This is a genomic window from Haloechinothrix salitolerans, from assembly GCF_042662605.1.
GTDB classification, from domain to species: Bacteria; Actinomycetota; Actinomycetes; order Mycobacteriales; family Pseudonocardiaceae; genus Haloechinothrix_A; species Haloechinothrix_A salitolerans.
This window is the reverse complement of sequence record NZ_JBHSXX010000001.1, coordinates 4,214,163-4,238,990: the sequence shown is the minus strand read 5'-3', so window position 1 is coordinate 4,238,990 and position 24,828 is coordinate 4,214,163. Positions and strand designations below refer to the sequence as shown.

General features: G+C 63.3%; 24 protein-coding genes. 23 read left to right on the top strand and 1 reads right to left on the bottom strand.

The features are described 5' to 3' along the window. Positions 1-3 precede the first annotated feature (3 nt). On the top strand, positions 4-1,803 hold the full coding sequence (locus ACFQGD_RS20120) for a tyrosine-type recombinase/integrase (protein ID WP_345400637.1): 1,800 nt from the start codon (positions 4-6) through the stop codon (positions 1,801-1,803). Between the two features lie 326 nt (positions 1,804-2,129). Here the strand turns inward: ACFQGD_RS20120 and ACFQGD_RS20115 are convergent, their stop codons facing one another. Continuing rightward, positions 2,130-2,966 (bottom strand): IS5 family transposase, encoded by an 837-nt coding sequence (locus ACFQGD_RS20115; RefSeq protein WP_345400640.1) that lies wholly within the window; start codon positions 2,964-2,966, stop codon positions 2,130-2,132. Positions 2,967-3,437: 471 nt separating this feature from the next. Between ACFQGD_RS20115 and ACFQGD_RS20110 the strand changes: the two genes are divergently transcribed. The 22 genes from ACFQGD_RS20110 (at position 3,438) to ACFQGD_RS20005 (ending at position 24,814) form a co-directional block, all read left to right on the top strand. Further along, the gene (locus ACFQGD_RS20110) at positions 3,438-4,193 is read left to right on the top strand and encodes a hypothetical protein (RefSeq protein ID WP_345400643.1); all 756 of its coding nucleotides are present in this window, start codon (positions 3,438-3,440) and stop codon (positions 4,191-4,193) included. Between the two features lie 507 nt (positions 4,194-4,700). Beyond that, positions 4,701-5,801: a cupin domain-containing protein gene (locus ACFQGD_RS20105; protein WP_345400646.1), complete on the top strand. Its 1,101-nt coding sequence runs from the start codon at positions 4,701-4,703 to the stop codon at positions 5,799-5,801. A 66-nt stretch (positions 5,802-5,867) separates the two neighbouring features. Continuing rightward, positions 5,868-6,866: a dihydrodipicolinate synthase family protein gene (locus tag ACFQGD_RS20100; RefSeq protein WP_345400649.1), complete on the top strand. Its 999-nt coding sequence runs from the start codon at positions 5,868-5,870 to the stop codon at positions 6,864-6,866. Next, the gene (gene hcaB, locus ACFQGD_RS20095) at positions 6,863-7,684 is read left to right on the top strand and encodes a 3-(cis-5,6-dihydroxycyclohexa-1,3-dien-1-yl)propanoate dehydrogenase (RefSeq protein ID WP_345400652.1); all 822 of its coding nucleotides are present in this window, start codon (positions 6,863-6,865) and stop codon (positions 7,682-7,684) included. The genes ACFQGD_RS20100 and hcaB overlap by 4 nt, the downstream gene beginning before the upstream one ends. A gap of 48 nt (positions 7,685-7,732) precedes the next feature. Next, entirely contained in the window at positions 7,733-8,620 is an 888-nt protein-coding gene (locus ACFQGD_RS20090) for a VOC family protein (RefSeq protein ID WP_345400655.1), read from the top strand. Between the two features lie 53 nt (positions 8,621-8,673). Then, positions 8,674-9,060 (top strand): SCP2 sterol-binding domain-containing protein, encoded by a 387-nt coding sequence (locus ACFQGD_RS20085; protein WP_345400658.1) that lies wholly within the window; start codon positions 8,674-8,676, stop codon positions 9,058-9,060. 90 nt (positions 9,061-9,150) lie between these two features. After that, positions 9,151-10,470, top strand: coding sequence for an SRPBCC family protein (locus ACFQGD_RS20080; protein WP_345400662.1), 1,320 nt, complete (start codon positions 9,151-9,153; stop codon positions 10,468-10,470). A gap of 46 nt (positions 10,471-10,516) precedes the next feature. Further along, positions 10,517-11,038, top strand: coding sequence for an aromatic-ring-hydroxylating dioxygenase subunit beta (locus tag ACFQGD_RS20075; protein WP_345400665.1), 522 nt, complete (start codon positions 10,517-10,519; stop codon positions 11,036-11,038). 44 nt (positions 11,039-11,082) lie between these two features. After that, positions 11,083-11,301, top strand: coding sequence for a hypothetical protein (locus tag ACFQGD_RS20070; RefSeq protein ID WP_345400668.1), 219 nt, complete (start codon positions 11,083-11,085; stop codon positions 11,299-11,301). A 57-nt stretch (positions 11,302-11,358) separates the two neighbouring features. Next, entirely contained in the window at positions 11,359-12,405 is a 1,047-nt protein-coding gene (locus tag ACFQGD_RS20065; protein WP_345400670.1) for a dihydrodipicolinate synthase family protein, read from the top strand. A 29-nt stretch (positions 12,406-12,434) separates the two neighbouring features. Then, the gene (locus ACFQGD_RS20060; protein ID WP_345400672.1) at positions 12,435-13,895 is read left to right on the top strand and encodes an aldehyde dehydrogenase family protein; all 1,461 of its coding nucleotides are present in this window, start codon (positions 12,435-12,437) and stop codon (positions 13,893-13,895) included. Positions 13,896-13,916: 21 nt separating this feature from the next. Next, positions 13,917-14,153, top strand: a complete 237-nt coding sequence (locus ACFQGD_RS20055; protein WP_345400675.1) for a ferredoxin — start codon at positions 13,917-13,919, stop codon at positions 14,151-14,153. Then, positions 14,150-15,382 (top strand): NAD(P)/FAD-dependent oxidoreductase, encoded by a 1,233-nt coding sequence (locus ACFQGD_RS20050; protein WP_345400678.1) that lies wholly within the window; start codon positions 14,150-14,152, stop codon positions 15,380-15,382. Before ACFQGD_RS20055 ends, ACFQGD_RS20050 begins: the two co-directional genes overlap by 4 nt. 42 nt (positions 15,383-15,424) lie before the next feature. Then, on the top strand, positions 15,425-16,900 hold the full coding sequence (locus ACFQGD_RS20045; protein ID WP_345400681.1) for an aldehyde dehydrogenase family protein: 1,476 nt from the start codon (positions 15,425-15,427) through the stop codon (positions 16,898-16,900). 29 nt (positions 16,901-16,929) lie between these two features. Next, positions 16,930-18,177, top strand: coding sequence for an NAD(P)/FAD-dependent oxidoreductase (locus ACFQGD_RS20040; protein ID WP_345400684.1), 1,248 nt, complete (start codon positions 16,930-16,932; stop codon positions 18,175-18,177). A 9-nt stretch (positions 18,178-18,186) separates the two neighbouring features. After that, entirely contained in the window at positions 18,187-18,987 is an 801-nt protein-coding gene (locus tag ACFQGD_RS20035) for an IclR family transcriptional regulator (protein WP_345400687.1), read from the top strand. Positions 18,988-19,166: 179 nt separating this feature from the next. After that, entirely contained in the window at positions 19,167-19,559 is a 393-nt protein-coding gene (locus tag ACFQGD_RS20030) for an SCP2 sterol-binding domain-containing protein (protein WP_345400690.1), read from the top strand. A gap of 20 nt (positions 19,560-19,579) precedes the next feature. Next, positions 19,580-20,557: a dihydrodipicolinate synthase family protein gene (locus tag ACFQGD_RS20025; protein ID WP_345400693.1), complete on the top strand. Its 978-nt coding sequence runs from the start codon at positions 19,580-19,582 to the stop codon at positions 20,555-20,557. Next, positions 20,557-21,561, top strand: coding sequence for a ketopantoate reductase family protein (locus ACFQGD_RS20020; RefSeq protein ID WP_345400696.1), 1,005 nt, complete (start codon positions 20,557-20,559; stop codon positions 21,559-21,561). Before ACFQGD_RS20025 ends, ACFQGD_RS20020 begins: the two co-directional genes overlap by 1 nt. Before the next feature lie 190 nt (positions 21,562-21,751). Then, positions 21,752-22,729: an AraC family transcriptional regulator gene (locus ACFQGD_RS20015; protein ID WP_345400699.1), complete on the top strand. Its 978-nt coding sequence runs from the start codon at positions 21,752-21,754 to the stop codon at positions 22,727-22,729. A gap of 470 nt (positions 22,730-23,199) precedes the next feature. Continuing rightward, the gene (locus ACFQGD_RS20010) at positions 23,200-23,943 is read left to right on the top strand and encodes an ABC transporter permease (RefSeq protein WP_345400702.1); all 744 of its coding nucleotides are present in this window, start codon (positions 23,200-23,202) and stop codon (positions 23,941-23,943) included. Positions 23,944-24,073: 130 nt separating this feature from the next. Next, entirely contained in the window at positions 24,074-24,814 is a 741-nt protein-coding gene (locus ACFQGD_RS20005; RefSeq protein ID WP_345400705.1) for an ABC transporter permease, read from the top strand. Positions 24,815-24,828: the final 14 nt, after the last annotated feature.

Genomic DNA, 24,828 nt, shown 5'->3' with positions numbered 1-24,828 from the left:
GTTATGGCGGCTCCATCGCGGCTGAAGCGTCGCGCCGAGAAGCGCGCACGCGGCACGATCGATCAGCTCCCCAGCGGCGCGTCGCGAGTACGCGTCTACGCTGGCCGCGACCCGATCACGGGCAAGCGCTATGACGCCACAGAGATCATCCCGGCGGGGCCACACGCGGAGCGCGCGGCGGAGAAGGCGCTCACGAAGCTGGTGCACCAGGTCGACGAGCGTCGTCACCCGAAGACCAACGCGACGATCAACCAACTTCTCGACCGCTACCTCGAGCAGTCCACTGTCGCGCGCAATACCAAGTCGACCTACCGCACGAACATCGACAAGCACATTCGCCCGCTGATCGGAAAACTGAAGGTAGGGCGGCTGGACAGCGCGATCCTGGACTCCTTCTATGCCGAGCTCCGGCGCTGCCGGGTGCACTGCACCTCGAAACGGCGCATCGATCACCGGACACCGCGCACACACGAGTGCGACGAGCGCTGCCGCCCGCACGAGTGCCGTCCGTTGGACGATGCGACTGTGCGCAAGATCCACAACATCTTGTCTGGTGCGTACAAGAAGGCGATCCGCTGGGAATGGGTGACCAACAGCCCGACCGACGGCGCGGAGGCGCCGCCAGCCGGTAAGGCGAACCCGAAGCCGCCGACCGCCGAGGAGGCGGCGAGGATTCTGAACCAGGCCTGGCAGGACGATCCGGACTGGGGCGCACAGATTTGGCTCACGATGGTGATCGGCTCACGACGTGGCGAGACATGCGCGATCCGTTGGCGACACGTCGACCTGGACAGCGGTGTGCTGCACATGGAGAAGGCGATCGCTCAGGACGGCACCGAGACATGGGAGAAGGACACCAAGACGCACCAGGAGCGCCGGATCGTGCTCGACGAACAGACCGTCGAACTGCTCACCGATCACTGGGAGCGCTGCCAAAGCCGCGCACGCTTCCTCGGCGTCGAGCTTGACCGGGACGCCTTTGTGTTCTCACCAGACCCTGACGGCGCTGTGGCACCCAAACCAAGCTCGGTCAGCCAGCGATACGGCCGACTCGTCCGAAGGCTGGGGATCGCGACGAAGCTGCACGCGCTTCGGCACTACTCGGCAACCGAGCTGATCGCCGCTGGCGTGGACATCCGCACCGTTGCCGGCCGCCTCGGCCACGGCGGGGGAGGAATCACCACACTGAAGTACTACGCGGCCTGGCTATCAGAGGCGGACCAGCGCGCGGCGCAGAGTCTGGTCGGTCGGATGCCCGCGCGCCCGCAGCACGTTGATCCAGTGCAGCGCGCACAGACCCACCCGCAGGCGCCGTACGAGCGCATCGCAGCCGAGCTGCGCACGAAGGTGCTCGACGGCGAGCTGGCGGATGGCACGGAGGTGCCGACGCAGAAGCAGCTCACCGCGGAATATGGCGTCTCCGCGAGCACCGCGCAACGCGCGCTGGCTCTGCTGAAAACGTGGGGTTACGCCACCGAGAGCAGGCCAGGACAACGGGCTCGGATCATCGCCCCGAGCGAGGACAGCGCTGCATCGGAATCTGTATCGACAGATGACGTGGGGAACCACTCAAGCGAGCCCGGCGAACAATGCGTTCTCCTGGACCTCCGGCTACTCCGAATCGGAGAGGAAGTCCGACGTTTCACCGCTGAGGCTGATCCGGGTGCTCCGGACCAGCTCCGTCGGCTCCTCACCGGTGCCGTTCGCCGACATGGGGCAGGTCCGGCTGATGTGTCCGACTACGAGCTGGAGGTTCGCCGTACCGGCTCGCAGGAACTCCTCACGACGTATGTCTGCTTCTGAAGACGTTCTACCGCAACGGTCTGGAAGGGCGATCGAGCCGTAGGGTGGGTGGACAGGGCGTGTGCCTACACCATGCTCCGATGGCTACCTTCTGAGCTGGCAAACCACTCTCTCGCGCGTCGGCGCGGTGGTCCACAGTGGATGACGCTGTGTCAAATCTTGTGCTATACTTGACCTTTAACGACCCTACTGACCTTTCGTGGGTCATGTTTGGTCGGTTTCGGTTGTTCATCGGTTCCTCGTGGCACTCTGGCAGCGCGACCGTGAAGGCCGCCCCAGGAGGTCGGGCGAGTTGATCTGCCATTCCGATTCCTAAGAGCCTGTTCCTAAACGGGCTTGGTGAGGCGTCGGGTGAGGATGCGGATCATGCTCCAGCGGACGATGGCTTCGTGGTGTTCGGGTAAACGTTCGTAGTCACGGACGCAGCGGCGATGGCCGGTGATCCAGGCGAGGGTGCGTTCGACGACCCAGCGGCGCGGCAGGACCTGGAATCCTGCGGTCTTGTCGGGGCGTTTGACGATCTCCACGGTGAGCTTGAGGCTGATGGCGGCCCAGGTGACGAGCTTGCCGGCATAGCCGCCGTCGGCCCAGACGAGCCGGATCCGCCGGCACGACGCGGCCAAGCGTTTCAGCAGAGTGCGTCCGGCGTCGCGATCTTGCACCGAGGCGGTTGTGACCATCACGCACAGCAGCAGGCCGAGCGTGTCGGTGACGATGTGACGTTTACGGCCGTTGGTTTTCTTCCCGGCGTCGTACCCGCGACTGGACTGGCCCACGGTCTCAGCGGCCTTGACGGATTGGGAGTCGATGATCCCCGCCGACGGGGTAGCCACACCCCCTTCGCGCAGTCGTGTCCGATCGCGCAGCACGTCCAGCATGGCGACGGTGACACCAGCCTGCTCCCAGGCGGCGAAATAGTTGTAGACCGTCGACCAGGGCGGAAAATCCGCGGGCAGTGCCCGCCACGTGATGCCGTTATCCACCACGTAGAAGATCGCGTCCACGATCTCGCGGCGGCAGTGCACCTCACGTCGACCGCCCTGGCCCGCCAGCCACGCCGGGTCCGGCAGCAGAGGATCGATCATCGCCCACTGCGCATCCGTGGTGTCCGAGGGATACCGGCGAGACCGCGGACGGCGAGCACGGCGGTGAAACGGCGCCAAGCGACAACACGACGAACCCGATACGACAGCATCGGGCCGCACACGGCACGATAGCAACGGAACTCCTGGTAGAGCGGCGATTCGACACCGACCGACCTACCAGGAGTTCCTTGTTTCACCAGCCACGACACGCCCAGCCAAGATCAAGTTTAGGAACAGGCTCTCAGCGCCGAACGGTATCGATGCGTACAGTGCCGACACGATCAGTGTCGCAGTGACCGTGTCAACAGCTGTCGGCAGCGTTTCGGGCGCGTGCGCGGGAAAGCGACCCTGCAACTGCCATAACAGCGGTAGGAAGACGGTGGACAGCGCACCATCCTCAGCGGATTGCTGTGAATGCGCCTCTGCGGTCACGCGCGTGTCCGGCGCTTGCGTGCCGTGCGCCACGACATGCGCCTTCGCGGGCAGGTTCGTACGCTCGTAGCTGTAATGTGCCGTGTTGCTGACCAGGTTCCGATGGGGAAACTGTGAGTGAACAACAAGGGTGGTGGGGGCGCCACTTGGGCGGAGCTCGTCCTGCTGGGGTTGCTCGGCGCCGTGATAGTGCTGTGGCCGGCGTCGGGATGGGACACCTGGGCGTGGATATGGGGGCTCGTCACGACGGTAGCTGTCGGCGCCCTGCTCGGCGCGCTCGGCGTCCGTGACCAGATCGGGCGGGTTTGGATCCCGGCCGTCGGCCTCGCGGTGATCACGTGGTTCCTGCTGCCCGAAACAACGCCCGCCGCCTGGGGGATGGCCGCCGGTGCAGTAGTCACGCTATTCGGCATCACCGCCGTTACCGGCACGATCAAGGCTCGCAAGCCAGTGCGGCGGACGGCTGTACTCCTCGGACCAGCTGTGCTGCTCGCGTGCGCGACCGTGTACACGATTGGCGCGGTGCAGGAGCAGCGGCAGCAGGAACACGCGTGGCGGGAGGATCACGACTACTCGATGGCACGGCTGCTGCCGCGGCCTGGTGCTGGTGTGTCGCTGCTGGTGGAGGCGATCGGCTTACAGCAGAAAATTGATCGGACGTGCTTCCTGTTCACACCGCCAGCGAAACAGCAGTTCGTGGCCGCACACGACGCGAATACCTGCCCAGAGGCGATCGCCTGGCTCAGTCGGCAGGTGCGCGATCGCGACCAGTACGTCAACTACAGCTGGCTACTGACGATGTCGTCCACCTACAGCCGGACGGGAAGACCACGATCATCGACGCGTGCCATCTCGAGTTCGGTTCGGCGTTGACCGGGAACTACAACTCCAGCGCCGGTCCGCAGGTCGGGCACCTCACGTTCGAGCGGCAGTACGACCAGGGCTCCTCCATCACCGCCTACCGGCCCTGCTAACTGACGGAAGCCGTTGTGGCCAGCCGGTGATGCGGCCCGACCAAGTCCACCGCCTCGCTCGCGTCGGCGGCTGTCGTAGCTGTCGAGCGTGACCGTTCCTCACGTCGGTGTGATCAAGCCGCCGATCGTCCTGATGACGGTGGTCTTGCTGCCCCGTTCGGGTCGCGAGCAGCCCGATCACTGGCCTCGCGGTATCACGAATCTGCTCCCAGTTAACCGGAAGGCTTCGTCCTTGTCATAACCCGCGCAAATTGGAGCTTGTATTGCGTTATCCGGATAGGTTAGGCGCCGTTCTGGGTTGTTGTGTTGACTCGCTCACACCGTCGGAGTATCAATGTTTATATCGCAGAGGGAGCTTCTGCATAACAGACATTAGTCCCAATGGTGTGAGATCGGAGTCTCGCGCATGAGCGTTCCATCACTTGAAGAGTTCGACCAGCAGCTTGAGGCGGCGCATATGCGTGGCCAGTGGCTTTATGACGAGATGTTGGAGAGCGTCATTGGGGGGCCCAAGCCTGCCGGTGTGCCGTTTATCTGGCGGTGGCCGGATGTCGAAGAGAAATTGTTGGAATCGTGCGACGTGCTCGAGGAAAGCTTCACTGCCCGTCGCAATCTTTCGTTTATTAACCCGGCCGCGCGAGGCACCACGCACACCATGAACATGGGTATGCAGATGCTGAAGCCGGGTGAGATCGCCTGGGCTCACCGGCACACGATGTCTGCGCTTCGTTTCGCGGTCAAAGGCGGTTCCGATTTGGTCACGGTAGTCGATGGCGAACCCTGCCCTATGGAGGATTATGACCTCGTTTTGACACCGCGCTGGACGTGGCACGACCACCATAACGCCACTTCAGACAACGTTGTGTGGCTCGACATTCTAGACATCGGGCTCATTCTCTCGCTCAACGTTCCGTTCTACGAGCCGTTCGGTGAGGAGCGCCAGCCGGAACGGAGTGATGTAGCCGAGTACCTGCTTGAGCGCGGCGGTCCGTTACGACCGGCGTGGGAGCGGCCGAAGAAGGCCAATTTCCCATACCGTTACCCGTGGTCTGAGGTGGAGAAGCAACTTCACCGGATGGCGAAACTGGACGGCAGTCCCTACGACGGCGTGGTTTTGCGGTACGCAAATCCGGTGACCGGTGGGCCGACCATGCCGACGATGGATTGCTGGGTGCAGCTGCTACGCGCGGGCGAGGAAACCCAGGCACATAGGCACACCTCCAGTGCGGTCTACTTTGTCATCCGCGGGGAAGGCGTGACCGTCGTCGACGACACTGAGCTCGACTGGAAACAGCACGACAGCTTTGTGATCCCGAATTGGAGCGAACACCGCTTCGTGAATCGTTCGTCCGAGGACGCCATTCTCTTCTCGGTCAACGATATGCCCGCCTTGCAGGCACTTGGCCTCTACTTCGAGAAACCGCAGCTTTCGGTGGGTGTGCAGGCGCCTCCGCCGGTGCCCGCCGATGTGCGACGAGCCGCGCCGGATTCTGGTGCCGATGTTTGACCTCTCCTTGTATGCCTCGTTCGACATGGAAACGATTGACGGAAAGGTTTTCCGACAGTGGCAAAAATGGCGCTGACGGCACAGGACATCACCGGCGTCGTCGGGATTATCCCAACTCCGTCCATACCGGGCGCGGATCGGTGGGACGTCGAGAATTCGGTCGATCTCGACGCAGCGGCTAAGCTCGCGGACGACATGGTTCGTGGCGGTGTCGATGTGCTGATGACCAACGGGACCTTCGGCGAGTGTGCGGCGCTCACCTGGCCCGAGACGGAGGCGTTCGTCGCCACGGTTGTCGATGCGATAGAAGGTCGGATCCCGGTGTTCGCCGGTGCGACGACCTTGAACACCAGGGAAACGATCCGGCGGGCGAGGCGCCTGGAGGAGATTGGTGCTGACGGCGCCTTCGTTGGTCGACCGATGTGGCTTCCCTTGGATAGCAAGGGCATTGTCCGCTTCTACCGCGACCTGTGTGAGGCCGTGCCGAATCTCCCGGTCGTCATCTACGACAATCCCGGAGCATTCAAGGGCAAGATCAGCGCCGCAGCGTACGAACAGCTCAGCAAGATCCCGCAGGTTGTGGCGTCCAAGCATCTGGGTCTGCTTGGCGGGGCGGCCTTCTTCGACGACCTCCGGGCAGTCAATGGCCGGATTCGGCTGCTCCCGCTGGAGTCGGACTGGTACTACCTCTCCCGCCTGTTCCCGGACGACGTGCGTGCGTGCTGGTCCGGCAACGTCGCCTGTGGTCCGGCCCCGGTAGTACGGCTTAAGGAACTCATTTCCGAAGAGCGCTGGGCCGAGTGTCAGCAGCTCACCCACGAGCTTCAGGATGCGCTCGAGCCGCTGTATCCGAACGGCGACTTCCCCGAGTTCCTGAAGTACAGCATCCAACTCGACAACGCGCAGTTCCGCAGCGCGGGATTCCTGCAGACCGGGCCGACCCGGCCGCCGTATATCAATGTACCGGAAGACTATCTCGAGGGAGCCCGTGCGGCCGGTCGTCGGTGGGCCGAGCTCGAAGCGCGTTACCAGACCTCGTCGCTCGAAACGAAAGGCACGTCATGAGCTGGCTTGAAGAACGCGTAGCGCTTATCACCGGTGGCGCGTCCGGCATCGGCTTCGCTGTAGCCGAGCGGTTTCTTGCCGAGGGGGCCAAGGTGGCGATCCTCGACCGGTCGAAAGAGGACGTCGACAAGGTGGCCACGGCCCATGATGATGTCGTCGGTGTGGTCGGCGATGTGACGTCGTATCAGGACAATGTCCGGGCTGTCCAGAAGACGGTGCAGGCATTCGGAAAGCTGGACGTCTTCATCGGCAATGCCGGGATATTCGACTACTTCGTCCACCTGGCTGACTGCGAGGGGGAAAAGCTCGGCAAAGCCTTCGACGAGATCTTCTCAGTCAATGTCAAGGCCTATCTGCTCGGTGCCCGCGCCGCCCTGCCGGAGTTGCTGAAATGCGATGACCCGAGTGTGATCTTCACCGTGTCGAACTCCGGTTTCTACACCTCGGGCGGTGGTCCGCTGTACACGGCATCGAAACACGGTGTCGTCGGAGTGGTCCGCGAACTGGCGTACGAGTTGGCCCCCAAGATCCGTGTGAACGGAGTGGCTCCGGGCGGCACGATCACGGGTCTGCGTGGGATCGAGAAGCTTGAACAGGGCGACACGGTCCTGTCGACGGTACCGGATATCGAACAGCTCATGAGCACGACGAACCCGCTGCAGTATGCGCAGCGCCCGGCCGACCATGCGGGGCTCTACGTGCTGCTGGCGTCGCCGCAAAACTCTAGGGCGGTGACAGGTGTGGTCATCAACAGTGACGGGGGCCTTGGTGTCCGGGGCATGGTGCAACCCGCTGGTGGTATGGAGTTGACTTCTTGAACTACTAGGTCGGTTTATGACTTCGGCTTAGTGCAGAAAGGAACGGTAGTGTTTGTCAAATCACTGGGCTACGTAGGAGTGGCGTCGCCGGATGCCAAACAATGGCTTGAGTTTGGCCCGGAAATCCTTGGGATGCAGCCTGTCGAAGCTGGGGCCGATACAGTTTTTCTGCGAATGGACGACGCTGACCACCGGCTGGCGGTTCATTACGGCGATCGGAACCGGATGCTCTATGCCGGGTGGGACGTGGGCAGTGAAGAACAGCTGCACGCTCTCGCCGAACGGCTTGAAGAGCGGGGCATCTCGTACAACCAGGGTACTGACGAGGAGTGCGCTGATCGTGCGGTCCTGGGTTTACTTGCCGTGCAGGATCCTATGGGGCTGCGGCATGAGTTCTTCTACGGGCAGAAGCTGGTCCCGAACTCGTTCCACCCGGCCAGGCCGATGTCTCGGTTTGTGACTGGCTCGCAAGGTCTCGGTCATATCGTTCTCGCTACACCGAATTTGAAGCAGTGTGACCAGTTCTTCCGCGACGTCCTCGGGTTCCGTAAGAGCGATGAAATCTATACTTTCATGGACCTCTGGTTCTACCACTGCAACCCGCGTCATCATAGCCTGGCCCTGACCCCGATGCCGGGCGTGCGGGGGCTGCACCACGTGATGGTCGAGGTCGCAGACCTCGATGACGTCGGAGCGGCCTACGACGAGTGCATGTCGCGGAACATCCCGTTGTCCATGACGCTCGGCCGCCACGTGAACGACCGCATGGTCTCGTTCTACGTCCGAACTCCGGCCGGCTTCGACATCGAGTACGGCTGGGGCGCGATCACCGTGGACGACGAGGTCTGGACGGTAGCGCAATACGACCGGCCCAGCGTGTGGGGCCACCGCATGGTCGCTGAGACGCCTCCCGGTGCGCTTGAAATGTCCGACTGATGCCATTGTCGCGGTGCCGTGAAGGCAACGAAAAGAATCACGAGGAGGATCTTGTGGCAATCAAATTTCTAACTGATGACTGGGCGGAAGCGGTCACGTCAGCAGCGAATGCGGATGAGCAGTTCCGGGCCGCCGCGAAGGGACACCACCTCCTCTTGCAGGCTCATGTTGAGGACAGCCCTAGCGAGTCGGACTACTTTATGCATTTCGGCGATGGTGTTCTCACGGTCGCTACCGGCACGGCCACGGAGCCCGCCGACGTGACGGCCGAAATGAGTTACCAGACCAATGTCTCCCTATCTAAGGGAGACCTCAAGGGGCAGACTGCTGCGATGACCGGTCAGATGAAGGTCCACGGCGACATGATGAAGATGATGTCGCTCGGCAAGGCTCAGGACCGTCTTGCTGAAATCGAAAGCGGCCTCGACATCGAATATTAGTAATCGTGTGATCACCCATTAGGTACAAACGGATATGAAATATGGCAGGAGAGTGGGTGTGAGATGGTGCTCACGAGTGGGGAAACAGATGTGAAGCGGCTCGTCGCTGCGGCGCGGGAAGACATCGAAAAAGGGCAGTTGCCTGCGCAGCTGGTTGCTAATGCCGCGCTCCACGACCTGGAGAACGAGCGTGTCTTCGGACGCAGCTGGGTCTTCCTGGCACACGAAACGGAAGTACCGGAGCCTGGGGACTACGTTGTGCGCTATCTCGGAGGTGACAACTCGGTTATCGTCGCCCGCGGGGAGGACGGCGTGATCCGGTCGATGGCGAACTCGTGCCGACATCGCGGCACGCTTCTGTGCCGCACGGAGATGGGTAACACCTCGCACTTCCGCTGCCCTTACCATGGCTGGACCTACAAGAACACCGGGAAGCTCACCGGCGTTCCGGCCCAGGAAGAGGTCTACGGCGCCGCGATGGACAAAGAGCGGTGGAGTTTGACTCAGGTACCGCGGCTGGAGAGCTACAACGGCCTCATTTTCGGGTGTCTCGACGAGTCCGCACCCACGCTGCACGAGTACCTCGGCGACATGACCTGGTACATCGATCTGTTCACCAAGCGCAGCAAGGCAGGCCTTGAGGTGCGCGGTGAGCCACAGCGCTGGGTGATGGACGCGAACTGGAAACTCGGTGCGGACAACTTCGTCGGCGACGCGTACCACACATTGATGACGCACCGGTCGATGGCCGAGCTCGGCCTGGTCCCACCGGACCCGAAGTTCGCTGCGGAACCGGCCCACATCAGCCTCACCAACGGACACGGGCTCGGTGTGCTCGGTATCCCACCGGGATACGAGATGCCGCCGTACATGAACTATCCCGAGGAGACGATCGAAGGGCTCGCCGAGGCTTACGGGGACCAAGTCCACGTCGACATGCTGAAGCGAACCATCTTTATCCACGGCACGATCTTCCCGAACCTGTCCTTCCTCAACGTCCTTATCAGCAAGGACCACATGTCAATTCCGGTGCCGATGTTGACGTTGCGGATGTGGCGTCCCTTGAGCCACAACTCGATGGAGGTGTGGTCCTGGTTCCTCGTTGAGGCCGATGCTCCGGAGGAGTTCAAGCAGGAGTCCTACGAGACCTACGTCCGCACGTTCGGTGTCTCCGGTGTGTTCGAACAGGATGACGCTGAGACGTGGCGGTCTATCACACGCGGCACCCAGGGGCGGCTGGCGGGCAACCAGAGTCTCAATTTCGAGATGGGACTGGGTGTGCTCGACCGCGACGCAAACTGGCCAGGCCCTGGAATGGCGATGGCGAGCGGGTATGCGGAGCGGAACCAACGTGAGTTCTGGGGCACGTGGCTGCGCTGCCTCTCGGAGGACGGGGAGGACGGGTCGTGACCAGTCGACTTGTCGGGAACCGATTCGTATCGAAGGGATCGCCGTCGTGACGATCAACATGGAAGACAACAGGGTTGCGCTCCGGACTACGGTGGAGGACTTCCTATTCGAGGAATCCGCACTGCTCGACGAGGGCCGGTTCCGGGAGTGGCTCGAATTGCTCACCGAGGACATCCACTACATTATCCCGGTCCAGGTGACGAAGGAGCGGGCGCGGGGCGACGTCGGCTCTACCACCATGGCTCACTGGGATGACGACTTCACCGGCCTGCAGATGCGGGTGCTGCGACTCGATACCGAATATGCCTGGGCCGAGGACCCGCCGTCCCGGACCCGGCATTTCGTGTCGAACGTGCGGGTCAGTCCCCGCCCGAGCGAGAACGAACTCGACGTTCGCTCGAACGTGTTGGTTTCGCGGTGCCGCGGCGACAGCAGGACTTCCGACTTAATCACAGCGGAGCGGCGCGACGTGCTACGCCATACAGATACCGGCCTCCGGCTGGCGGGGCGGACTGTGATCCTCGACCAGGTCGTCATCGCGACGCACAACCTCGCGTTCTTTTTCTAATCGCACAGGATGACAGCAGACCACAGGCCGAGATGGGAGTTCACATGGACGAGCTAACAGATGGAAGGGCGGTGGTGGCCAACGAGTTCGCCATGGTGACCGTGAGCAAGGTGCAGACCCGTAACGGTGAGCGGCTGGAGATCGCGAGCCCTCGACTGGGCTTTTGCATCCGCCTGGATGCCATGGAGCTGGAAAGCCTGTCTTGGCAGTCCAAAGAGGTCTTCTCACGGTTCCTCCACACGCCGTACGGGCCAGGTCACTGATTTACGATCCCGCTACTGAAGCCGGCTCGGTGGAGCCGGGTCTGGAAAGGACGTTCCTTGAAACGCAGGACGAACGCGCTCGCCCCGAGTGACATGAAGGGGCTGTGGGCCTTCGTGCCCGCGTGCTCGACACCGCACGCTGCCAACGTCGACGCCGTGGACACCGTGGACACTGATGCGTTATCGAGGCTGGTCGACCGTCTCGTGCGGGACGGCGTCGACGGTATCGTGACCTCCGGCAGCGCTGGTGAGTCGCACACGCTTACCGCCGACGAGTACCGCACGCTGATCTCAACGGTCGTCGAGACCGTCAACGGACGGGTGCCCGTCTTTATCGGGGCCAGCACGTTGAACACGCGGGAATCGATCGCGCGGGCACGGGTCATCGCGGACCTCGGCGCTGACGGCATCATGAGTGGGCCACCGATGTATCTTCCGCAGACGCTCGAGAACGCGGTCCAGTACTACAAGGACCTCGCGGATGCTGTTCCCGAGCTGGCGGTGATGATTTACCAGAACCCGCATGCCTTCCGGATCACCCTGCCGCCGTCGGTGTTCGGCGAGCTCGCGCAGGTGAAGAATATCGTGGCGCTGAAGCAGACCTCGATGGACATCTTCAACGTCATCGGCGCGATCAAAGCGGTTAAGGACAAGATGGCCGTACTGGTCCTGGACCAGCTGATGCACCCCGCCATGATGTTTGGCGCGGCGGGCGCCTGGAGCATCGACGTGTGTATGGGCCCGTGGCCTTCACTGGCCCTGCGCGACGCGTGCCAACGCGGGGACTGGGAGAAAGCGGCGGTAATCGCCGACCAGATACAAGCCCCGATGCGCACCCTCGGGCTGACCATGGATGAGTTCCAGGCCATGCAGTCAGCCTGGTGGAAGGTCGCCGTCGACGTCGCGGGCTACGGCCGAGCTGGTGCCGCCCGGCCACCGTTTGTTCACATTCCCGACAACGTCGTCGAATCCGCGCGGCGGTACGGCCGGTGGTGGGCCGGAATCGCCGAGCGCTACTACCTCGAACGCGAGTGGGCCCAAGGACGTCCCGAAACGAATGGCGCTCCCAGCCTACTGCCTGCTGCCACCCGGTCGTTGCTGTAGCCGTCACAAGAGTTAATGAGGAGATACCATTGATTAACGCGAAGCTCGTCATCGACGGTCGCGAGGAAACGTCTGACCGCTCGATCGACGTAGTCAGCCCCGCCGACACCAGGGTTAAGCTCGGCACGATCCCCGATGCGACCGCCGAACAAGTGGACGAAGCGGTGAAGTCCGCCGCGATGGCGTTCCCGGAATGGTCCGCCCGGCCGGTGGAGGAGCGACAGCGCGCCCTCTTCGCGGCGTCCGGGATCATCCATGACCTGATCGAGGAAGAGGCTCCGCTGCTCAGCCGGGAGAACGGCAAAATCCTCGAAGAATCGCACCTCGACCTTGAATTCGCCTCAGGAATCTGCGGCTACACAGCAGAAATCGCACCAGAAAAGCTACAAGATACCCTCATCAGGGACACCGGCGGCACGACCCGCATCCGGCGCCGCCCAGTCGGGCCGGTCGCCGCCATCACCCCGTGGAACTTCCCCGTCGTGCTCTCCTTCATGAAGATCGCCCCGGCGCTGGCCGCTGGGAACACCGTCGTGCTGAAGCCGTCGGAAAATTCCCCGCTCGTGCTGAGCAAAGTGATCAGCGCGTTGCAGGAACACCTTCCCCCGGGCGTACTCAGCATGGTGACCGGCGGTGACACCGTTGGTGAAACGCTGGCGTCTCACTCGCTGATCCGCAAGATCGGGTTTACCGGCGGTACGGAGACCGGCAAGAAGGTGATGGCTTCTGCCGCTCGCGACATCAAGCGCGTGACGCTCGAACTCGGAGGTAACGACCCGGCAATCGTGCTGGACGACATCGACCTCTCCGACGAGACCATGCGGGGCATGGTCAAAGGCGTGTACAGCACGACCGGGCAAGTTTGCTTCGGCATGAAAAGGATCTACGTACCGGACCAGCTGTACGACCGGTTCGTCGATGCGTTCTGCGCCGCAGTGGACGAGATCGTGGTGGGACCCGGTGACGACCCCCGCTCGACGATGGGACCGCTCAACAATGCGAGTCAGCTGCAGATTGTGGAGAAGATCCTCGAGGAAGCCACCGCGAGCGGTGCGTCGGTGACGACCCTGGGCCGCAAGCTTGACTCGGTCCCTTGGGAACACGGGCATTACATGATGCCGAGCGTGGTGACCGAAGCGGCACCTCACCAGGCCATTGTGGAGCAAGAGCAATTCGGCCCCACAGTGCCGATTCTTCGCTACACCGAGCTGGACGAGGTCATCCGATTGACCAACCGCTCTGCCTACGGCCTCGCCGCGTCGATCTGGACCTCCGACGAGGACCATGCGTTCGAGTTGGGCCGCAAACTGGACACCGGATCGGTTTTCCTCAACAGTCACAGTTTCACGTCCCTCGATCCGCGGGCACCGTTTGGTGGCGCCAAGTCGAGCGGCTTGGGGCGGGAGTTCTCGTCGGCGAGCCTTGACGCGTACACGGAACTGCAGACGATCAGCCGCCGAACCGGACCTCCGGGACCGCCGCTGTCGTGAGCATTGGTCGATTCGAAGAGCATGAAAGAGACGGAGGTGCAGACACTGATGCGGGTAGACATCGACCAGCGGCGCTGCTGTGGGTACCGGCTCTGCGTTGAGGTGGCGCCGAACGTCTTCCAGATCAACTCGGCAGGGAAGGCTTTTGTCGTCCCGGACCAGATCCCGGCTGAGTGCCAGGAGGACGCCCGGGCCGCGGCCAAGGAATGTCCCAGCGCCGCGATCCATGTGTCCGCGGACGAAGGTGTGCCGAAGTGACGAGGACACAGTCGTTCGCCCTTGTCGGTGGTGGGATGGCGGCGGTGCACGCGGCCGAAACGCTGCGGCTCGAGGGCTTCTGTGGTCGAGTACTGTTGATCTCTGAGGAGAATCGGCTGCCTTACGACCGTCCGCCATTGTCGAAGGCGTTGCTCACCGGCGACATGACCTTCGACGGCTGCCTGCTCCGTCCTGCGTCCTGGTATGACGAGTACGGGATCGACCTAATGCTCGGTGTGCGGGTCCAATCGCTGGACCCGCACACTAGCCGACTCCGGCTGGGTACTGGCGCGGAGATCCGGTTCGATCGGGCCCTCATCGCCACCGGCGCCCGCCCGCAGACACTGGGTGGGTTGGCGAACAGCTCGGATACCGTACTTGCGCTGCGCACCGCTGACGACGCCGAGAAGATCCGGGCAGCGCTAGTACCCGGTACGCATCTCGCCGTCATCGGCGGCGGCTTCATCGGAGCGGAGCTGGCATCGAGCGCCACCGCGCTGGGTTGCGAAGTGACCATGTTCGAAGCTACGGCGGCACCGATGGCAGCCGTTCTCGGTGAGCGCATCGCCCACAGCCTGGTCAGCCTGTACCGCGCAAATGGCATCCGGGTGCTGACCGGGACGCCCGTGCGCGAGCTCAACACCGGACCCCGCGGCGTCGAGATCACGAGCGCTGACAGACGGACGTGGCGAGCCGATGCGGTGGTCGTCAGTGCGGGCGCCGTCCCGAACGTGGAGTTGGCATCCGCAGCCGGGCTACGCGTCTCGGACGGTATCGAGGTCGACGAGACAGCCGCGACATCTGCACCGCATATCTTCGCCGCGGGCGATGTGGCCAACCGGCCAGAGACCCGCTTCGGCGGTCGGGTGCGGATCGAGCACTGGCAGAACGCGCAGAACCAGGGCGCCAGCGCAGCCCGCGCCATGATCGGACAGCGCGCGCCATTCGGTGAGGTCCCATGGTTCTGGACCGACCAGTTCGGACTCAATATGCAAGTCACAGGATTTCCGCACCGAGCGGATCGGGTGGTCGAACGCGGAAGTATCGAAGAAGGCCGCTTTGCAGCCTACTACCTGTCTGGCCGTTCACTGGTGGCGGCACTGGGCGTCGGCCGTGCCGGTGAAGTCCATCTCGCCCGGCGCCTGATCGCCGAGAAGGCCGAGGTAGCTTGCGAAGCGCTGGCGGATACGGGCCTGCGCGCCGCCGTGCTGTACGCAGCCGAAGCATGATGTGAATGCCGGATCGCTTGCGTGAAAGGGAGAAGGATAGCCATGGCGCACAGCGCCACATCGTCGGCCCACCGTGTCGTGGACCGAAAATGGCAGATCGTAGTGTCAGGACGGGAACTCGGTGCGCAAAGTCGTTACCGCACTGAAAACCCGGCGACCGAAGAGACCCTGGCCGAAGTACCCGACTGTACGGCCGAGGACGTGCACTTCGCGGTGGCGCAGGCGCACCGAGCACAAGTCGCCTGGGGCCGACTCGCGCCGCGAGAGCGTGCCCGACGGCTCCGGGAGCTAGCCGTGGCATTGCGTGACAACCGGGAAGAACTGGCGACTCTGGACGCACTGGACGGCGGCTTTCCGGTGTCGTCGATGCGACTCGACGTGGACGCAGCGGTGGAGTATATCGAGATCATGTGCGATCTCGCGCTCGGACTGGGCGGACGCACGATTCCGGCGACCGGCGAGCACCTCCATTACACGGTGCATCAGCCGTACGGTGTTGTCGCCCGGGTCGTACCGTACAACCACCCGCTCTTCTTCACAGCATCGAAGATCGCCGCACCGCTCGTCGCGGGCAACGCCGTTGTGCTGAAAGCGCCCGAGCAGACGCCCTTGTCGGCTCTGCGGATCCACGAGATTGCGGGCGAGGTCCTACCCGACGGCTTGTTCACCGTCCTCACCGGACAAGGTCCGGACAGTGGCCGTACCTTGGTGCGTCATCCGCAGGTCCGACGCATCGCATTCATTGGGTCAGAGCAGACCGGCCGATCGATCCAACGGGATGCCGCCGAAACTGGCGTCAAGGACGTCACGCTCGAGCTGGGCGGCAAGAACGCCATGATCGTCCTCCCGGACGCCGATCCGACGCGTGCCGCGGCAGCCGCCGTAGCGGGGATGAACTTCACCGCCACGATGGGACAGTCCTGCGGTTCCACGAGCAGGCTCTTCGTGCACAACGAACTGCTGCCTGACGTGCTGGATGAGGTGTGTCGGCTGGTGGAGCAGATTCGGGTGGGCGACCCGCTCGCTGCCGAGACCGAGATGGGGCCGCTGATCAGTGGCACGCATCGGGACCGGGTGTTGGAGACAGTCGCGACTGCGGTGCGGGACGGCGCGGAACTGATGACCGGAGGTGCGCGACCATCGGGCGCGGGTGATCGCGGCTACTTCGTAGCCCCGACAGTCCTCGCGCACGTGCAACCGGACAGCAGGATCGCTCGCACCGAGATCTTCGGCCCGGTGCTCTCGGTGCTGGGTTTCGCGGACGTCGACGAGGCCGTCGGTCTGGCGAACGGCGTCGACTATGGCCTGACGGCAGCGGTGTGGACGCAAAACGTGGGTGCTGCGCACTCGCTGGCCCACCGGCTCGAAGCGGGATATGTCTGGGTGAACGGGTCGTCGCGGCACTTTTGGGGCGTTCCCTTCGGTGGCGTGAAGAACTCAGGAGTCGGTCGCGAAGACAGCCTGGAGGAGCTCGTATCGTTCACACAGATTCAAGCGGTGAACGTACTGCTGCCCTAGGCCGCCTACATCACGACGCTGGAGGATGCATGAGCGAGCGGGTAGTCATCGTCGGGGCGTCGATCGGCGGCATCCGGACCGCAGCCGGTCTCCGCAAGGAAGGTCATGCGGGAGAAATCGTGTTGGTAGCCCCGGACGCCGCACGGCCGTACGACCGACCACCGTTGTCGAAACAGGTGCTGCAGGGTACTTGGGAGCCTGAACAGGCATCCTTGGGCGATCCGTCCCAAGACTTCGGCGTCGAGGTGCGTACCACCAGGGCCGTGCGGCTGGAGCGGGACGCCCGCAAGGTCGTGCTGGCCACGGGTGAGGTCCTGGGCTACGACCGGCTCGTTATCGCGACTGGTGCCACGCCCAAGCGGTTCCCCGAGCGGACACTGGCAGGGGTGCATGTGCTGCGCAGCATGCAGGATTGTCTCGGGCTGCGCGAAGATCTCATGCGCGGTGGCCCCCTGGTGGTGATTGGGGGTGGTTTCATCGGCGCGGAGGTGGCGTCTGCAGCGCGTGGTCTCGACGTCCCCGTGTGCCTCGTCGAGGCGGCGAGGGCACCGATGCACGGTGTGCTCGACCCTGCGACCGCGGAGCTTCTACTGCAATTGCACCGTGAGCGCGGCGTGGAGATCCACTGCGGCGTGGGTGTCGCCCGGCTCGAAGGGGACGGCCGGGTGAGCACGGTGGTGCTATCAGATGGACGGCGACTGCACGTCGACGCGGTTGCCGTGGGCATCGGCGTCACTCCGAACACGGACTGGCTCGAAGGTTCCGGGCTCCGGCTCCACGACGGCGTGGTCACCGACCAGTTCCTGACCGCGACGGTCGACGGCACGGTGCTCGCGGTGGGTGACGTGGCCCGGTGGTACGATCCGCGGGTGGGACGCCATGTCCGGATCGAGCACTGGACCAACGCGGCCGAACAGGCTGCCACGGTGGCGCACAATATCGCGCACCCGGATAATCCGCGGCCACACGACCGGATGCCGTATTTCTGGTCCGACCAGCATGGTGCCAAGATCCAAACGGTGGGTCACGTCGATCCGTCTTGGAAGGCACTCGTCGTCCCGGGAGACCGGGGGCTGCGCCGTGCGGTGCTCCACCACGACGGAATCTGGGTCCACTCAGCCCTGGCGGTAAACTGGCCGCAGGCGCTGGCCGTCATCCGCCGTGGTCTCGACACAGAGCTTGAGGTCGACCAGGCGCGCCGCCAACTCGAGGAGCTGAGTGGCCGTCGGGTGCCCGACGAAAAGCTCGTGGCGCCGCCTCGGTCGCCCGGACCGTGAGATGCTCTCATGCCCAGCAGCGTTGAGGCGGACGGCTTTCGTGCCTATTCACCCGTTCCGCAGTACCCGGTCGTGTCGATAGACCACGCACTGAAGATTATCCTCATGCTGGGCGAACGGTCCGATATTCGGCTTGATGAGGTCGGTGATCGGCTCGGCGTCGCGCCCTCGACCGCTCGGCGCCTGCTCGCGACCCTGCAATACCGAGGCTTCGCACAACCGAACCCCGGCCACACCATGTATGGACCAGGCGAGACCTGGACCAACCTCGTCTCATCCGTGCTCCGGCGGTTCGACATCCGCATGACCCTGCGCCCCTTCATCGAGAAACTCAACGCAGAACTCAGGGAAACGGTGCATGTCGGAGTGCGCGACGGGGCGGTCATACGGTTCGTAGACGCTCTGGAGAGCCGCCGTGCCGTCCGCGTGACGTCCCGGCTCGGCCGCATAGTGCCCGCGCACTGCACGTCGACCGGCAAAGCGATCCTCGCTCAGCTGGACCCCACCGACCTGAGGCGACTCTACCCCGACGACGGCCTGCCCGGACTGACGGCACGCTCGATCCGCCGACGATCGGAGTTGGAAGCCGAACTTGCCGCGGTACGGTGGCAGGGTTTCGCGATCAGCCGAGAGGAGAGCGAGGAAGGGGTCTCTTCCGTGGCAGTCGCGATTCGCGCAGGCGTGTGGGCGCCTGCGGTCGCGGTGACCGTGTCCGTACCTGCTGGCCGACTCGGTTCCGGCGAGATCAGGCGAATCGTCACGGCATTGACCACGGTCGGCACGGAGATCAACGAACTGCTGCACAGCTGACCTTGCGCATTTCGGAGCGCGGTCAGCGCAATATGGATATCCTGTCCGTGCACATTTGACTGGTCGGTCCACTCGGACTAAGTTCCAGACACTATTTCTGTTATGCAGATATCGGCTTTGCGTTGGTAAGAACGTGCGACGCGGGCCGGCAACGGTGTCATCGAGCTCGGAGGAGAGTCATGAACACGGTGCAGTTCCTGTCGGTCGAATGGGCTGAGACCTATCGCGAACTGTGGAATGCCACCCCGACGACACGCGACGGCACGAAGGAACTCGACATGCTGATCGAGTGGAGGGTTCCGGACGGTCGCGCCGCGCAGATCGACATCAAGCAGGGCGAGGCCGTCTATGGTGGGGCGCCGCTGCCCGAGCGCAAACCGGACTTCATCCTGACCGCCACCACCGCGGTGTGGAAGAAGGTCGCTACCGGCGAGATCAGCGCAGGGAACGCGATCATGACCCGGAAGATCAAGTTTGTCGGACCGGTCAAGGTCGCCATGTCACACATGCCCGCTCTTAGCCGAGGGTTGACTCTGGCGGGTGAGGTTGACGGCCTCGAGTGGGACAACTGACGCGAGCCGGAGGAGGTGCGATGACGGCTGAACCGGAGGTCGGCTTCGACGCGCGAGCGTGGGCTGCCGAGCAGCTTCGAGGCTTTTACATGTGTCCGCTTACGCCGTTTACGGAGGACTTCCAGCTTGACGAAGCGGGCTTGGGGGAGAACATCGAAGCGTTCGTCGAGATGGGCTGTGACGGTCTCGTGGTCGGCGGGTTTTTCGCCGAAGGCTGGAACATGACGCTCGCCGAGTGGCGGCGGTATCATGAGGTCGTGGCCGAAGCGGCTGCGGGGCGTGTGCCGCTGTTCACGATCATTCTTGAGAACTCGGCCTACCAGGCCGTCGAGAAGATGCGGTTCGTGGAGGCACTCGGTTTCGTCGGAGCCGAGATCATGAATCCCTCGGTGCAGTTCAAGACCGACGAGGGTGTCGTGGCGTACTTCGACTTCGTGGCCGCTGCGACTGATCTTGCCATCGTCCTTTACCGCACGCCGGTGTCAGGCTACGTGTACGGCCATGACGCCGTGCTGCGGATTGCCGAACACCCGAACGTCGTCGGGGTAAAGAACGGAACGCTGAGCTGGACCGATAGCATCGCGTTGCGGCGCTCGATCGGAGACCGCTTGATAGTCAGCGAACCGAACGAGCGGTACTGGGCCCACGACATCGCGTTCTTCGACGGCCGGCTGCTTTACGGTGAGTTGTCGCTGCTGCTCTATGGCAAGCGCCGCGATGAGCTACGGCGCTACACCGACCTCGCCTTCGGCGGCCGCGCGGACGAGGCGCTGGCGCTGTCCGCGCGGCTGGACCCGGTACGGGAAGTCTACGAGGACATTCTCATCGGACGGATTGCGGCTACCGGCTCTTACTTGGCGGCGATGCCCTACCTCAAGGCGTGGTTCGAGCTATTGGGCCTGCACGCCGGTTGCCTGCGGCCGCCGCTGCAGGCCAGGCTGGCCCCGGCCGAACGCGAGGACCTCGCTGGGCGACTTTCGGCAGCGGGAGTGCTCTGATGCGGGTTGTTGTGCTGGGCGCAGGTGGTCTCGGTTCCGTGGTGGGTGGTTTCCTGGCGGAGGCCGGAACCGAGGTGACTCTGATCGGACGGCAGGCGCACGTCGACGCGATCAACCAGCACGGCCTGCGGATCACCGGTAGGCGCGGTGAGGTACTGGTCGACGAAAATCTTGTCGCCCTCACCGACCCGGGGCAGGCTACGGGGCCATTCGACTACCTCATCCTCGCGGTGAAGGGCAAGGACACCCACGCGGCGCTAACCGCAGCCGAACCATTGGGGGACAAGGTGGTCACCGCGTTCTCGTTGCAGAACGGGCTGGGAAAGGACGACGCGCTCAGGCAGTGGCTCGGCGAGGGCCGGGTCATTGGAGCCTCCACCATTGAGGGCGGCACGCTGGTCGAACCGGGAACCGTACACAATCATCTTACCGCGGACGTCACCGCGTACTTCGGTGAGCTCGACGGCCGCATCACGCCGAGGGTCGAGGCGATCACCACGGCGTTCGACAAAGCAGGCCTGGCCGCCTCCGCCGCCGGCTGCATCGACCAGATCACCTGGGAGAAGCTAGCCCAGATCTCCCTTGCGGCGGCCTGGTCAGTCACTACCCTCGGTGCGGTGCGCGGTGTCTCCGTGTTCGCCGGGATGGCGGTCCGGGAAGGCGCCGAGTATTTCGTCGCACTGGCCAAGGACCTGCTTGCCGTCTACCGGGCTCAAGGCTATACCCCGCAGAATTTCTATGCCCCTCTCTCACGTTTGAAGGAGCTCGATGAGCTCTCAGTCGAGGAAGCGGTCACCTTCATCACCCAGCAGGCCGCCCAGCAGGCGGAACAAGAGGTAGCAGGCCATCCCTCGATGTATGAGGACGTTGTGCGAGGCAGGAAGACCGAGATCGACTTCATGATTACGCCCTACCTCACGGCGGCGGATGCGGCAGGGCTCGAAGTTCCGACCCTGCGCACGGCGTACCGGATCATCAAGACCCTGGACACTTTCCTTGGCTAGTGCAATGTACGAGACGGATTCGCAGTCAACGCTGAGGCACAGCTCCGAACCGGCCACCGGCGTCGCCGGGTCAGGTATCCTGCGCCAATACCGCCATCACGTTCGTCAGCAACAGGACGAGACAACACGGCACCGTCCGTCACACTCGGTAATCCGAGGTGATCGTGACGGTGCGCGGAAGGGAGGTTTGGTGTCGGCCACACTTTCTCGACATGGCCCACTACGCACCGCGGACCTTTCCGAGGCCCATGAGGCCGTGTCGCAGATCTTCACTGCCCACCGCCTCGAACGGTTGGATCGAAAGGCCCCCTTCCAGGCGCGACTCGACGCGGTGACCTTCGGCGCCGTAACAGTCGGTTATCTCAACTACGGAGCCGACGTCCAGCTAGAGAACCAGGAGGAACTGGAGGCCTACCACATCAACATCCCCCTTTCGGGTAATACGGAATCTTGGAGCGGCCGCGACTCGGTCATCAATGATGCTCGAGTGGCCGCGGTGTTCCGGGCCGGGCTTCCCGGCGGCATCACGTGGTCGGGGAAGTGCACCCAGATGTGTGTTAAGTTCCGCCGCCAAGAGCTAGAATTTGAACTGGAACGACTGCTGGGTAGACCGGTACCAGATCCGTTACGACTGGGCGTCAGCATGGACCTGACCACGCCCGCCAGCCAGGATTGGCTTTCCTTGTTGTCGGTGCTCCGGCGCGATCACGGGCAGCGCGCGGGTATCACACAGCAACCACTGGTTGCCCGTAACCTCGAAGTCCTGCTCATGCAGGGTTTCCTGCTGGCACACGCCCACACGTACTTCACAGGTGGTGCCGAAGGGTGCTCACCGGCGATCCGATCACGGATGGTCAAGCAGGCGACGGATCTCCTCGAGGCTCGGCCGGAGACGCCGTTCACCGCCACCGAGCTCGCGAGCCAGGTGGGGGTGAGTGTGCGTGCTTTGCAGGACGGATTCAACAAGCATGTCGGTATGTCGCCGATGGCCTACCTCCGGGAGGTTCGGCTTCGGCGCGTGCACGACGAGCTGATCGCGTCCGACCCCGGCTCGGTTACGGTGACCCAGGTCGCGCAGCGCTGGGGCTTCAGCCATCTTGGACGCTTTAGCCTCGCCTATCGCGGCAAGTTCGGCGTTACCCCGTCCCAGACACTCCGGACATCGTGAGCATGCTTCTATGACTCAGTAGTTCTGCTATGCAGTAACTGCATCTTTTGCGTCGGTCTGGTCGGCTCTTGATGCAGGCCTACGGCGCAGCGTGGGCCACTGGGCGGTCTCTGCGCTTTGCGATCGGGTCTTGAGTCAGATGCCTTACTCCGGCGGTTAAGGTGCCTTCTTGTCCCGGTTCCAACGCTGTGCTGAATCACTTGGTAAGGAGCTTCCGTGTCGACTTGACGCGGAACGCGTTGATGCTACTATAAGGAACCATCTTCTGCTAAGAAGAGAATACTTCCTTGAAGAGCCGCGTACTGTCATCGCGAGCAGAGGTTCTCCGGAGCTCGCTAGCCCTAGCCTCGCGAGTGTCGGCCTGGAATGGAGAGATTAGCGTGGGGACTCGTTTGAGTTCGGCGTCGGCACGGCCCGTGGCCGGTCTTCTGCCGATGCCCGTGCGTCACGCGCTCGTCACAGTAGGCGAGATGGCGCAACTGGCTGGGACCGTTCTCTGGGGCGCGATTCGGCACCCGCGAGGTTACTGGGCCGATCTGCGCGAGCAGATGTACACGCTCCTCAAGAGGTGTTGGCTTCCGATGGTCATTTCGACCACCGCGATGGGTTTCGGTGCGGCTGGCCTGGCGCCAGGAACGATGATGGCGCTGCTGGGAATTCCCGAACGACTCGGAGCCTTCGACCTGATGGCCAGCCTACGTGAGTTCGCCCCTTGGATTAACGCCATGGTGGTCGCTGGTGTGGTCGGTACTTCTATGACAGCTGACCTGGGGTCCCGTCGCATCCGGGACGAACTCGACGCGATGCGGGTGCTCGGTATCGATGTGATCCGAATTCTGGTCTTGCCTCGGATCCTTGCGGTTACCTTGATGACAGGACTGCTCGATCTCTTCGCCTTGACTTTCGGCGTATTCGGAGGGTTTCTCGCGTCGGTGGCGGTCTTCGGTGCCTCTCCTGGCGCATACTTCGGTAGTTTCTTCGCTAACGCGACCGTGATCGACTTATGGGGCAGCGTCGTGAAGTCGTTGTTCTTCGGGCTCATTATCGGAGTGGTGTGCTGCTACAAGGGACTTCGGGCCCAAGGCGGCCCGATGGGCGTAGGTCGGGCGGTGAACCAGGCGGTCGTCATTTCGTTCGCCGCAATCTGGATCATCAACTCCCTGTTCATCTCGATTGTGCTCGGACTGAACCCGGATATGCAGACCGTCCGATGAGGAAGGAAAGGTCATGAGTGCAGCGCCTGACACGCGGCCCCTACCGCCTCCACCGCGACCGCCTGACCTGGTGGTCGACCGGCGACTCCTTATCGGCAAGCTTCGGCTCTTTCTCGTGGAAGTAGGGCGGATGGCCGTCTTCGCCGCCGCTGTCATCCGCGATCTGCCGCGCCTTCGGTCCTATGCGTCCGAGGTGGTGCGACAGATGGCCGCGCTGGTGATGACGAGCGCGTTGATCATCTGGGTGATGGAGTTCGTGGCCGGCACTATGGTCGGCATCGAGTCGAGCTATGTACTCCAACAGGTGGGCGCGGCCGGATACTCGGGAGCATTGACGGCGATCGGCGCGCTTCGTGAGCTTGGTCCGTACATGTGGGGTTACATCCTGGCGGCTCAGGTGGGTTGTGGTCTGGTCGCCGAGATCGGATCCATGCGCATCAGCGATGAGATTGACGCGATGGAGGTCATGGGAATCCGATCCCGTGCGTATCTGGTCGGGACGAGGCTTCTGGCGGCTTGGATCGTGATGCCGTTCCTCTACATCGTCGGCCTCGGCGTCATGTACGTCGCAGAGTATCTGGTCGTCGTCGTTCAGCTGGGCGGCGTTTCGCCCGGTGGCTATGGGCTCATCTTCTGGCTGTTCCAGAATCCGGCTGACCTCGTGTACTCGCTGTCAAAGATCATGGCCATGGGCACGGTGATCGTGCTGGTCGGCTGCTACTACGGTTACCGGGCCCAGGGAGGCCCCGTCGGGGTGGGCATCAACACCGCCAAGTCCATGATGGTCAACCTCGTTCTCGTGCACATCATCGGGATGTTCGGCACCTGGCTGTTCTGGGGCCTCTCGCCCAATGCGCCTATTGCCAACTGAACCATCCTTTCCGT

What these genes read in the sequence shown, in the direction of transcription:
- ACFQGD_RS20105 (WP_345400646.1), top strand. Translation starts at nt 4,701, where the DNA reads ATGAGCGTTCCATCACTTGAAGAGTTCGACCAGCAGCTTGAGGCGGCG.
- hcaB (WP_345400652.1), top strand. Translation starts at nt 6,863, where the DNA reads ATGAGCTGGCTTGAAGAACGCGTAGCGCTTATCACCGGTGGCGCGTCC.
- ACFQGD_RS20120 (WP_345400637.1), top strand. Translation starts at nt 4, where the DNA reads ATGGCGGCTCCATCGCGGCTGAAGCGTCGCGCCGAGAAGCGCGCACGC.
- ACFQGD_RS20020 (WP_345400696.1), top strand. Translation starts at nt 20,557, where the DNA reads ATGCGGGTTGTTGTGCTGGGCGCAGGTGGTCTCGGTTCCGTGGTGGGT.
- ACFQGD_RS20010 (WP_345400702.1), top strand. Translation starts at nt 23,200, where the DNA reads ATGGCGCAACTGGCTGGGACCGTTCTCTGGGGCGCGATTCGGCACCCG.
- ACFQGD_RS20005 (WP_345400705.1), top strand. Translation starts at nt 24,074, where the DNA reads ATGGCCGTCTTCGCCGCCGCTGTCATCCGCGATCTGCCGCGCCTTCGG.
- ACFQGD_RS20100 (WP_345400649.1), top strand. Translation starts at nt 5,868, where the DNA reads ATGGCGCTGACGGCACAGGACATCACCGGCGTCGTCGGGATTATCCCA.
- ACFQGD_RS20025 (WP_345400693.1), top strand. Translation starts at nt 19,580, where the DNA reads ATGACGGCTGAACCGGAGGTCGGCTTCGACGCGCGAGCGTGGGCTGCC.
- ACFQGD_RS20045 (WP_345400681.1), top strand. Translation starts at nt 15,425, where the DNA reads ATGGCGCACAGCGCCACATCGTCGGCCCACCGTGTCGTGGACCGAAAA.
- ACFQGD_RS20035 (WP_345400687.1), top strand. Translation starts at nt 18,187, where the DNA reads ATGCCCAGCAGCGTTGAGGCGGACGGCTTTCGTGCCTATTCACCCGTT.
- ACFQGD_RS20055 (WP_345400675.1), top strand. Translation starts at nt 13,917, where the DNA reads ATGAAAGAGACGGAGGTGCAGACACTGATGCGGGTAGACATCGACCAG.
- ACFQGD_RS20040 (WP_345400684.1), top strand. Translation starts at nt 16,930, where the DNA reads ATGAGCGAGCGGGTAGTCATCGTCGGGGCGTCGATCGGCGGCATCCGG.
- ACFQGD_RS20030 (WP_345400690.1), top strand. Translation starts at nt 19,167, where the DNA reads ATGAACACGGTGCAGTTCCTGTCGGTCGAATGGGCTGAGACCTATCGC.
- ACFQGD_RS20070 (WP_345400668.1), top strand. Translation starts at nt 11,083, where the DNA reads ATGGACGAGCTAACAGATGGAAGGGCGGTGGTGGCCAACGAGTTCGCC.